Origin of the sequence: Bifidobacterium sp. SO4 (assembly GCF_018555355.1) — a bacterium.
In the GTDB taxonomy this organism is placed as follows: domain Bacteria; phylum Actinomycetota; class Actinomycetes; order Actinomycetales; family Bifidobacteriaceae; genus Bifidobacterium; species Bifidobacterium miconisargentati.
The window spans coordinates 83,445-94,024 of sequence record NZ_JAFEJP010000011.1 but is presented as its reverse complement, the minus strand read 5'-3'; the positions used below and the strand labels follow the sequence as shown (position 1 = coordinate 94,024).

The 10,580-nt window shown below is 64.7% G+C and carries 8 protein-coding genes; 5 read left to right on the top strand and 3 right to left on the bottom strand.

Translation table 11 applies throughout. The features are described 5' to 3' along the window. Positions 1–217: 217 nt before the first annotated feature. The 5 genes from JS536_RS08325 (at position 218) to JS536_RS08305 (ending at position 6,982) form a co-directional block, all read left to right on the top strand. Positions 218–1,582 carry a serpin family protein gene (locus JS536_RS08325; protein ID WP_214356539.1) on the top strand — a complete coding sequence of 455 codons (1,365 nt, stop codon included), beginning with the start codon at positions 218–220 and terminating at the stop codon, positions 1,580–1,582. Positions 1,583–1,683: 101 nt separating this feature from the next. Continuing rightward, entirely contained in the window at positions 1,684–2,727 is a 1,044-nt protein-coding gene (locus JS536_RS08320) for a LacI family DNA-binding transcriptional regulator (RefSeq protein ID WP_214356538.1), read from the top strand. Between the two features lie 248 nt (positions 2,728–2,975). Beyond that, a complete protein-coding gene (locus tag JS536_RS08315) occupies positions 2,976–4,538 on the top strand; it encodes a GH32 C-terminal domain-containing protein (RefSeq protein ID WP_214356537.1) in 1,563 nt (520 codons plus the stop codon). 534 nt (positions 4,539–5,072) lie between these two features. Then, positions 5,073–6,140, top strand: coding sequence for an ABC transporter substrate-binding protein (locus JS536_RS08310; RefSeq protein ID WP_214356554.1), 1,068 nt, complete (start codon positions 5,073–5,075; stop codon positions 6,138–6,140). Between the two features lie 65 nt (positions 6,141–6,205). Then, complete coding sequence (locus JS536_RS08305; RefSeq protein ID WP_214356536.1) at positions 6,206–6,982, top strand: ABC transporter permease; 777 nt, start codon at positions 6,206–6,208, stop codon at positions 6,980–6,982. 134 nt (positions 6,983–7,116) lie between these two features. On the opposite strand, the gene JS536_RS08300 is transcribed toward JS536_RS08305, so the two are convergent. Genes JS536_RS08300 through JS536_RS08290 form a run of 3 tightly spaced genes read right to left on the bottom strand, consistent with a single transcriptional unit; the run spans position 7,117 to position 10,433 of the window. Beyond that, positions 7,117–7,905: an isoprenyl transferase gene (locus JS536_RS08300; RefSeq protein ID WP_214304666.1), complete on the bottom strand. Its 789-nt coding sequence runs from the start codon at positions 7,903–7,905 to the stop codon at positions 7,117–7,119. A 2-nt stretch (positions 7,906–7,907) separates the two neighbouring features. Continuing rightward, entirely contained in the window at positions 7,908–8,627 is a 720-nt protein-coding gene (gene recO, locus JS536_RS08295; protein WP_214356535.1) for a DNA repair protein RecO, read from the bottom strand. Positions 8,628–8,675: 48 nt separating this feature from the next. Beyond that, positions 8,676–10,433, bottom strand: a complete 1,758-nt coding sequence (locus JS536_RS08290) for an alpha/beta hydrolase (protein WP_214356553.1) — start codon at positions 10,431–10,433, stop codon at positions 8,676–8,678. Positions 10,434–10,580: the final 147 nt, after the last annotated feature.

The window sequence follows — 10,580 nt, the reverse complement described above, 5'->3', positions numbered from 1 at the left end:
CTGCCGCTTCGTCGCCATGCTGATCCTGTCTTCCATACGACAAGCCAAACAGACCAACCCGGTTTCGCGCTCACTCCAGGTGAGGCACCACTACCCATTTCGCGCTCAAAAAACGTGAGGCACGTCGGTCCCGCTTGTGTAAGAGGCGCTTTCCGTACAATGGAGATAGGTTCCCGCGCGATGTGGCACGGAACCGATGCGGCGGAAGGAGCCCATCATGAGCACGACGACTTTCGAGTATTACCGCGCACGCCAGCATAGGCGGAAGCGTCTCGTCCGCATCACCGCGGGCATCATCGCGGCGTCCCTGCTCATCATCGCGGGCGGCGTGTGGTGGACGGCCGGCGATGGACGGCTCATCGGCATGAACCTGTTCAAGCCGGCCGCGCGCCCCGCGACGACAGCCACCATCGAGGGAGTCTCCGAATTCACGTACCAATCCTCGCCGGAGTTCCTCACGATGGAGTCCGCCCAGGATCCGAACGGCAACGTGAACTACTCCCCCGCCTCGATGTGGCTGGCGTTGGCGCTCGCCGCGCAGGGCGCCGACGGCACGACCCGCTCCCAACTGAACGGTCTGCTGGGCACGGGGTCATTGGATGCGGACGATTACCGGTCGTTGCTGCGTTCCATCAACGGTCGGTACGACGGCTCGCAATCCGAGATGAATGCGGCCAACTCGCTGTGGATTGACAGCCGGTACACGTTGGACGGCGATTTCAAGGCGACCGTCAAGGACGCCTTCGATGCGGACGTGGAGTCGCTGACGTTCAACGACGCCGCGGCGAAGCGTATGAGCCGCTGGATCGCCGGCCATACCGAGGATGTGCTGAAACCGGACATCACCCTGCGCGACGGGGAGGTCATCTCCATCATCAACACCGTGTATGCGGACGGACGTTGGAAGGACCCGTTCGAACCCGAGGCGACCACCACCGAGACGTTCCACGGCGAGGACGGCGATGCCGAGGTGCCGATGATGCAACGGCTCTTCGAGGGCATGGCCTGGGCGCGCGACAACGACAACGACACCTGGCAGCGGGTTTCGATCCCGTTCGACAACGGCGGCTCGCTGACCATCCTGCTGCCGGCGGCCGGACATTTCGACGAGATCGCTTCGGACACGCAGAAGCTGCGCTGGGCGCTGGGCACGTGTCTCGGCGATGAGTACGGCTGTGCGGTCGATGCCTCCGCCGGATGGGGCGTGTCCTCCAATCCCACTTCGGTCAACGTCCGGCTGCCGAAATTCACCATCGACAGCACGTTCGCTTCCGGCGAAACCATCGAGGCGTTGAAAAAGTTGGGTGTCACCGACGCCTTCACACCCGGAACCGCCGACCTGAGCAAAATGACGACCTCGTCCTCCGATGAGTTGTTCATCGGCTCGATCATCCAGGGCACGCGCATCGAGGTGAACGAGAACGGCGCCAAGGCGGCGGCGTTCACCAAGGTGGACGCGAAATCCGGGTCGGCACCGGAGCAACCGCAGTACGTGGAGTTCACCGTGGACCGCCCGTTCATCTACGCCTTGACCACGCCGGACGACGTGCCGTTGTTCGTCGGGGCGGTGCGGAACCTGTAACCCCGGGATTCGGTCTCGTACGCGCCCGATCCATGCCTTTCTTTACATCCCGGCCCTGATCGTCAAAGACACCGAAACATATGGGTGTATCGTTTGACGCTATGGTTACGATGAAGGAAATCGCCAAGCAGGCGGGAGTGTCGGTCTCGACGGTGTCGCTGGTGCTCAACAACCGCGACGAGGGGCGCGTGAAGACCGAAATCGCCGCCAACGTGCGGGATATCGCCGCTGAGCTCGGATACCAATCGAACCCGTTGGCCAGTTCGCTGCGCACCGGGCGCACGCATATCCTTGGTTTCATCAGCGAGGATGTGGCCACCACCCCGTATGCGGGCGGCATCATCCTCGGCGCGCAACGCGCGGCCCAGCAGCTCGGTTACATGCTCATCGTGGTCAGCACGGACGGCAGGGACAGCGAGGCCAAGGAGATCGCCGCGTTGCAGCGGTACGGTACGGACGGGTTCCTGTATGCCAAGATGTCGAACCGGCTGACCGACGTTCCCGCATCGCTCAAGGACACGCCGCTGGTGCTGGTGGACGCCACCGACGAGGCGGGCGCCGTGCCCAGCGTGGAGCCGGATGAGTTCTACATCGGCTATGACGCCGCCAAGCGGCTCATCGACGCGGGCTGCCGGCGCATCGCCTATGTCGGGGCCGCAGACCCGATCATCGCCGAACAGGGGCGTCTGGACGGCTACCGTGCCGCACTGGAGGAGGCCGGGCGTGACTTCGACGAGCGACTGGTAATCCACGTGCCGAACAACAAGCCGGCGTTGAACGCGGTCTCGGAACTGTTCGACGGCGAACGACCGGACGGTTTCTTCTGCTTCAACGACGCACGCGCCTGGTACGTCTACGAATGCGCCGCGCGCCGGGGACTGACGGTGGGACGCGACATCTCCGTGGTGGGCGTGGACAACCACCGCGTCTTCGCGGAGACGCTGAGTCCGCAGCTGACCACCGTGGAACTGCCGCATTTCGAAATGGGCTACTGGTCCGTGGCCAAGCTGGTCTCGATGATCGAGGACCGTCCGCTGGACGACGCGGACTGGCCGGAGACCACCGCTCCCCTGCCACCGCTCGACGGGCCCGTACCGGCGAAGATCCGCTGCACGCTGATCGAAAAGGAGTCGGTGCGGCGGTAAGGCAGGCTTGTCCCAGCTCCGCCCCGGACGAGTTCCGTGGGGCATGTCTCGGCCGCGCCCCGCGCATCATTCCCACGCCATCCGCATGTCATTTCCACGCCCTTCGCTACGACACGCCACGCACGTCAATCGATTGACGTCAATCGATTGACGTCGCATAATGACAAGTGAAACAACCACACCATCGCAACGGCGCCATCACCGTGGAACGCAACATATCAGTCACCACATCAAGGCAAAGGACAGCCATGACCGATTTCACCCCGGCAACCCCCGTGTTCAACCCCATCCTCGATCATCAGGCCGAGCTGGCCAAGGCGGAGGAAGGAGTGGCCGCACTCGCCGCCAAGCGCGTCGACCGCTGGTACCCGAAGTACCACATCGCCTCAAACGGCGGCTGGATCAACGACCCGAACGGCCTGTGCTACTACCATGGCCGCTGGCACGTCTTCTACCAGCTGCACCCGTACAGCTCCCACTGGGGCCCGATGCACTGGGGCCACGTCTCCTCGGCCGACATGATCCACTGGAAGCGCGAGCCGATCATGTTCGCCCCCTCCCTGGAGGAGGACAAGCACGGCGTGTTCTCCGGTTCCGCCGTCATCGGCGACGACGGCAAGTTGCGCTTCTACTACACCGGCCACCGCTGGCGCAGCCCGGAGGACCGCACCGACGACTGGCAGGTGCAGCTGCTCGCCACCCCGGACAACGACGAGCTCACCTCCGCCACCAAGCAGGGCATGATCATCGACTGCCCGACCGATCGCGTCTTCCATAACTTCCGCGATCCGAAGGTGTGGAAGACCGGCGACACCTGGTACATGACCTTCGGCGTCTCCTCCGCCGAAAAGCGTGGCCAGATGTGGCTGTTCACCTCCGAGGACATGGTGTCCTGGAAGTACGAGCGCGTGCTGTTCGAGCACCCGGATCCGAACGTGTTCATGCTCGAATGCCCCGACTTCTTCCCGCTGAAGGACAAGGACGGCAATGAGAAGTGGGTCATCGGCTTCTCCGCGATGGGCTCCAAGCCGAACGGCTTCGCCAACCGCAACGAGGTCAACGCCGGATACATGATCGGCACGTGGGAACCGGGCGGCGCATTCCAGCCGGAGACCGAATTCCGCCCGTGGGATTGCGGCCACAACTACTACGCACCGCAGTCGTTCAACGCCGGTGGCACGGATGGCCGTCAGATCATCTACGGTTGGATGGCCCCGTTCATGGACCCCGCACCTTCCATGGAGGACGGCTGGTGCGGCCAGCTCACCCTGCCGCGTGAGATCACGCTTGGCGCGGACGGCGATGTGGTGACCGCGCCGGTCGCCGAGATGGAGGGCCTGCGCGAGGACACGTACGATCATGGCGCGATCGTGCTCGATGGCGACGGCGAGAAGATCGTCTCCGACGACGCCGAGGCCGTGGAGATCGAGATGACCATCGATCTCAAGCAGTCCACCGCCGAGCGCGCGGGTCTCAAGATCCACGCCACCGAGGACGGCGCGTACACGTACGTGGCGTACGACGACCAGCTCGGCCGCGTGGTGCTGGACCGTCAGACCATGAAGCACGGCGACCGCGGCTACCGCACCGCTCCCCTGACCGAGGCCGAGCTCGCCGCCGGCACGTTGGATTTGCGCGTGTTCGTGGACCGAGGCTCCGTGGAGGTGTACGTCAACGGCGGCCACCAGGTGCTGAGTTCCTACTCCTACGCCTCCGAAGGCCCGCGCGCCATCAGGCTTGCGGCCGAATCCGGCTCGCTGACCGTCAGCTCGCTGAAGCTGCACCACCTGAAGTCCATCGGACTGGAGTAATAAGCCGACCGCCCGGTCGGCCGGGCGCGGACGTTCGGTCAGCCAATCCCCAAAAAGCCTCGCTGAGCCCATACTGAGCGAGGCTTTTCCGTATCCGCATACCCGTTTTACCGCGCTGGCGTATCCTCAGCGGGGTCCAACAGGGTGGTATTCCCCGTTCCGCCCCGGTAAGCGCATGTCATCGAGGCGGAATGGATACCAGATGGCAGATACTCCACGCCATGACCCGGCCCGCAGAGGCAATATGGATGCCAGCTCCCCACTGAGCCCCACCCATCGCGTCACGGCAGCGCTATTCCTAGCACGGTGCACCGGCGAAGTCCTATCCGAACGGTTGGCATCATCGCGGTTATACTGGGAGCCGTTCGCGCGGTTGGTGGCAGCAGCCGTGCCCACATCATAAGGAATCACGCCCCCGCATACGCGACAAGGGGCGTTGGTCCGATGTCTCGCGCGGGCTCCTCACCTTCCCGTCTGCCGAGAGTCGGACTGTAGCGCACTATGCGCGGAAGGCAAGGTGACATTGAGATGAAGATTGAAGTCAAGAAGGGTCTGACCAAGCTGGCGGCCGTGTTCGGAGCCGCCGCACTCGGCCTGTCCGTGGCGGCCTGCGGATCCACCAACACCGCCGATTCCGGCGATTCGACCAAGGATTCAAGCACCCCCACCGTTTCGTTCATGCTGGACTGGACGCCGAATACCAACCACATCGGCCTGTACGTGGCCCAGAAGCTCGGCTATTACAAGGACGCCGGCGTCAACGTGAAGATCCTGCCCACCGCGCAGGCCGGCGCGGAGACCAGCGTGGAGAACGGCGTGGCCAACGTGGGCTTCACCACGCTGAGCAACGTGGCCGCCTTCAACTCGCAGGGCGCCGATCTGAAGTTCGTGTTCGACCTGACCCAGAAGCCGGTGGCCCGCTGGTGCGCGCTGGCCTCCCGCACGGACATCAAGACCCCGAAGGACCTGTCCGGCAAGACCTTCGTGAGCTTCGGCTCGGCCGAGCAGACCGCCGTGGTGCAGCAGATGATCAAGTACGCGGGCGGCACCGGCGAGATCAAGACCGCCACCGCCGGCACCAACACCTTCGAGACGCTGACCAGCGGCAAGGGCGACTTCGGCGGCTTCTACGTGACCTGGGAGGGCGTGGAGAGCGAGCTCAACGGCCCGGCCCTCAACTGCTTCGTGGCCTCCGACTGGGGCGTGCCCGGCAACCCGGACCAGCTCGGCTTCGCCGTGAAGTCCTCCTGGCTCAAGGATTCCGCGAACGCCGACGCGCTCAAGAAGTTCATCGAGGCCACCAAGAAGGGCTACGACTACGCGCTGGCCAACCCGGACAAGGCCGCCGACCTGCTGGTCGAGCAGGCCAAGGAGGCCCAGCTCGATTCCAAGCTGACCCGCACCTCCATGGAGGAGATCGCCAAGAACGGCTACTGGACCACGGATGACGCGAAGTCCCTGCCCGGCACCGTGAACTTCGACGACGCCCAGCCGTATCTGGACTTCCAGTACAAGGCCGGCACGTACAAGGACAAGGACGGCAAGAACCCGGCCGAAGCCCCACAGGCCAAGGAACTCGCCACGAACGATTACGTGGCCTGACGCCGATAACCGATAACCATGGCCTCCTCCTCGCGAGGGGGCCAATTCATCGGGTAAAGACTGTTATGAAGCAATTGCAATCTTGGCTCGCGCGCATCGCCCCGCCCGCGCTGACCATCGGCGGCCTGCTGGTGGTCTGGGAGGCGGCGGTCCGGGCCGGGCACATTTCGGAGCGCGTGCTCGCCGCGCCCACCCAGATCGTGGCCTCGATGGTCGATACGTGGCCCGATCTCATGACGGCTGCCTCCATCACCGCGTATGAAGGCATCACGGGCTTCGCCATCGCGATCGTGACGGGCATCGCCATCGGCATCGGACTGTATGTGTCCAAGACCATGTACCGGGCGTTCTATCCGTTGCTGGCGGCTGCGCAGACCATCCCGCTCATCACGGTGGCACCGTTGTTCATGATCTGGTTCGGTTTCGAACCGTTGGGCAAGATCGTGATCGTGGCCGTGTTCGGCGTGTTCCCCATCGCCGTGCAGACCGCACGCGGACTCAACGCCGTGCCGCAGTTCTATGAGGATGTGGCGCTGACCTGCGGCGCCACGCGATTCTGGACGCTCACGCATGTCAAGCTCAGGGTGGCGGCCCGTCAGATCTTCGGTGGTCTGCGCATCGCCGCCGCGTACGTCTTCGGCACGGCGGCCACCGCCGAATATCTGGGCGCGATGAACGGTTTGGGCATCTGGCTGCAGGCCGCGTTCAACTCGTTCCGCACGCCGCTGATCTTCTCCGCCACCGTGGTGGTGATCGCCCAGACGGCGATATTGCTGGGCGTGATTTCGCTGGTGGAGTGGCTCGCACTCGGCAATGGCAAGGACGAGGACCTGGATCAATAGTTGCTTTTTTGGCTCCCCTCGCTGAGGGGAGCTGTCAGCGAAGCTGACTGAGGGGAGCACCACGTTTATCCGTCGTACTCCCCTCAGTCTCACTTCGTTCGACAGCTCCCCTCAGAGAGGGGAGCCAAGAACTGTTACTTGGCGTTGCCGAATCGACGATCACGGTGGATGTAGTGGTCGATGGAGCGCCAGAGGACCTCACGGCCGCAGTCGGGGAAGAGCTCGGGCACGAAGTCGAGTTCGGCGTAGGCGGCCTCCCACGGCAGGAAGTTCGACGTGCGCTGTTCGCCGGACGTACGGATCACCAGATCGCAGTCGGGAATATCCGGGTTGTACAGATGGTCGGCGATCATCTTCTCGGTCACGCGGTCGCCGGAAATCCTGCCGTCACGCACCTCGCGGGCGATGGCGGCGCAGGCGTCGGCGATTTCGGCGCGCCCGCCGTAGTTGATGCAGAACACCACGTCGATGACCTTATTGTTCTTCGTACGCTCCTGCGCGATCTCCAGCTCGTCGATCACCGACTTCCACAGCTTCGGACGGCGGCCGGACCAGCGCACGCGCACGCCCCACTCATCCATCTGCGCCACACGACGGTGGATGATCTCACGCGAGAACCCCATGAGGAAGCGCACCTCCTGCGGCGAGCGCTTCCAGTTTTCGGTGGAGAACGTGTACAGCGACAGGTAACGCACGCCCGCCTCGATTGCGCCGGCGATGGTGTCGAATACCACCGGTTCGGCGGCCTGATGGCCGTTGGTGCGGATCATGCCGCGCTGCTTGGCCCAGCGGCCGTTGCCGTCCATGATGACGCCCACATGGCGGGGCACCTTGTCCTTGGGGAAATCGGGGATGCGGGCGGGGTCGGAAAACGGTGCCGCCGGAATGCTCAACGAAGTGTAGTCGACGTTCTCAAAAGCCATACTCACGAATCTATCAAGCGCAGCGAACGAATCGGCCGCTCCAGGTAATACTCCCCCCAATCTTCAACCAACTGTTCGGCGACGGTGTCGAGCGGCTCGGCGTCGAGCACCGCCCAGTCGCCGTCCACGAGCGCCGCGAACTGGCGCAGGGCGAGCGGTGGGATGCGGCGGGCGTCCGTGGTGTGGTCGGCCTCGCACATCACGCCTCCGGCCGCGATGGACAGGTAGGCGCCTTCGCGTTGGCCGCACACCACGCAGGTGGTGAGTCGCGGCGTCCAGCCGGCCAGGGCGAGCGCGCGCATCACGTAGGAGTCGCCGATGGCCCGCGGCGCGTGGGCGTGTTTGGCGAGCGCGTTCAAGGCGCCGATGACGAGCCTGTACTGCCGCACGGTCTGCTCGTGTTCGGTGTTCACCAGTTTGTCCGCGGTCTCCACGATGACGTTGGCGGCCTCGTACGCCGCGTAGTCGGTGGCGATGGCGGCTCCGTACGCGGCCACGGATTCGGCTTGGGAGACCACGTCCAGCGAACGGCCTTCGGCGATGAGCACATCCACGCGCATGAACGGTTCGAGTCGGGCGCCGAACCGCGATTTGGTGCGTCGCACGCCTTTGGCCACCGCGCGTATCTTGCCGTGCCCGCGGGTCAGCAGGGTGATGATGCGGTCCGCCTCGCCGAGTTTGGCGGTCCTCAGGACCACGGCCTCGTCACGGTAGAGCGACATTGGTTTTCTCTCCTCGTTTCCCGTTTCCGGTGGTGGTTCGGAACGCAGTCAGTAGATGAACAGCCCCCAGAAGGCGAAGAACAGCAGCACGTTGAGCATGGTGAAGGTGACGAGCCAGAACAGCACGCGGCCGAGTCTGGTGGAGGCGAGCACCGGTTCGGTTCCAGTGACGATGCCGCGGACGGCCCCCTTGCGCGGCGGCCATTGGATGAGCCCGCGTGCGGAGGCGACTTCGATGAGCCGCATGAACACGCGCGACCATGCCCAGACCACCAGCACGGAGACCACCTGGATCACCGGCCAGCTCCAGTACATTACGCCCGGCGTTTCGGTGGGGGCGCCGCCCCACGCCAGTCGGACCACGCCCATGACCACCTGGCCGAGGCCCGCGGCGAAGATGAGCAGCGTGGCCAGCGTGGTGAAGGTCAGGGTCAGGAGGGCGCCGCCGAAGCCGTGCGAGAAGCCGAGCACGACCGGTTTGGCGGGCAGCGGCACGGCTGTCGCCGTTCCGCCCGACCCGTCGCCCGGCCTGTCCTGCCCGCGGCCTTTCAGCGTCTGCCTGCGTGCGCGCCGCCAGCGTGAGCGAACTACGATGACGCGGACCAGCGCCACGAGCGCGAGCACCGCGGAGGCGATCAGCAGCAGGATCAGCGTGGCGTGCAGAATCAGGCCGTAGATGGTGCCGGCGCGACGTGCCTTCAGCGCGCCCGGCAGTCCGATGGACTGGTACAGGTCGGTGCCGGCCACTCGTTCGCTGGTCTGTTTGAGGCCCGCGGTGGTGCCGACGGCCCAGTCGATGAGGTCGTCCACGTAGGCGTCGGCGAACGGCGTTCCGGCTTCGGATTCGTCGCCCAGGCGCAGCACATGGTTGGCCACCGGATAGCTGCGGACCGTCACATCCCAGTTGCCGGCCCGGTGCGCCTCGTACAGGATCGCGCGCACGCCGTCCACCTGCGCGGTCATCACGTCCTTGGACCCGTACGCCACGTAGGTGGGGATGTCGTATGCACCGGGACCGAGGGTGCGGATGTCGAAGTTCGTCAGCCCCACCACGGTGCCGTCCGCGCTGAACAGGCGCTGCACGATGGATTGGTAGCCGTCGTTCGCGCCGGCCAGCGTGAAGTCTTGGGTCACGAAGAAGCCGAGGGATTGACGGGGACTGAAGACCATCGGGCTCAGGAGAATCTGGAAGGCGATGTCCGGGTCGTCCTCGAGCAGGTATGAGGAGATCCATGTGGATTCGGAGGTGGCGTAGATGCCGACCTTCGAGGCGTCCACGTTGTTCTGGTCACGCAGGTAGGCGATGACCTGGTCGTAGGCCTTGGCGGAGGCCGGGTAGTCGCGGTTGATGTCGGTGGTGTTCCAGACGGGCTTGTCCAGCACGGCGGTCACGAAGCCGGCGGAGGCCATGTCCGCGGCCACGTCGCCGAAGGAGTTGTCGCAGGTGCCGTAGCCTGCGCCGTGCATGAAGACGACGGCCGGGCGCTTGCCGGAGGCGCCTTCGGGCTCGCGGATGAGTACCTTGATGGACTGCACTCCCTGTTCGTTGGCCTTGTTCCGTAAGCCCGCCTGCGTGGTCAGGGATCCGTCGCGCGCGATGTTGAGGGTGACGTACCGCTCGATGACGGTGTACGAACCTTTGTCCGGCAGACCGGAGGCGGTGGCGGTGTCGAAGGTGACCGCCGTGTCGTCGCTGAGGGTGGCCATCGATTGGCCGGTGGGTTCGATGTTCCACGGCACGATAGTGATGTTGGAGACGGCCGCGAGGATGCCGAACAGCATGATGAAGATGGGCAGGCTGACCATCAGCCGATGGCCGCGGGTCCATGGCCGGGTTTCGCTCTGCTGTTCCTGATTCGACACGCAGACCATTGTGGCACCGGGCCTGCCCTGTTCCGTCGGCGGCGAACAACGAAAACGCCACCGGCCCGGTAAGGGCCGATGGCGGAATAC

What these genes read in the sequence shown, in the direction of transcription:
- JS536_RS08305 (WP_214356536.1), top strand. Translation starts at nt 6,206, where the DNA reads ATGAAGCAATTGCAATCTTGGCTCGCGCGCATCGCCCCGCCCGCGCTG.
- JS536_RS08300 (WP_214304666.1), bottom strand. Translation starts at nt 7,905, where the DNA reads ATGGCTTTTGAGAACGTCGACTACACTTCGTTGAGCATTCCGGCGGCA.
- JS536_RS08315 (WP_214356537.1), top strand. Translation starts at nt 2,976, where the DNA reads ATGACCGATTTCACCCCGGCAACCCCCGTGTTCAACCCCATCCTCGAT.
- JS536_RS08325 (WP_214356539.1), top strand. Translation starts at nt 218, where the DNA reads ATGAGCACGACGACTTTCGAGTATTACCGCGCACGCCAGCATAGGCGG.
- JS536_RS08320 (WP_214356538.1), top strand. Translation starts at nt 1,684, where the DNA reads ATGGTTACGATGAAGGAAATCGCCAAGCAGGCGGGAGTGTCGGTCTCG.
- JS536_RS08290 (WP_214356553.1), bottom strand. Translation starts at nt 10,433, where the DNA reads ATGGTCAGCCTGCCCATCTTCATCATGCTGTTCGGCATCCTCGCGGCC.
- recO (WP_214356535.1), bottom strand. Translation starts at nt 8,627, where the DNA reads ATGTCGCTCTACCGTGACGAGGCCGTGGTCCTGAGGACCGCCAAACTC.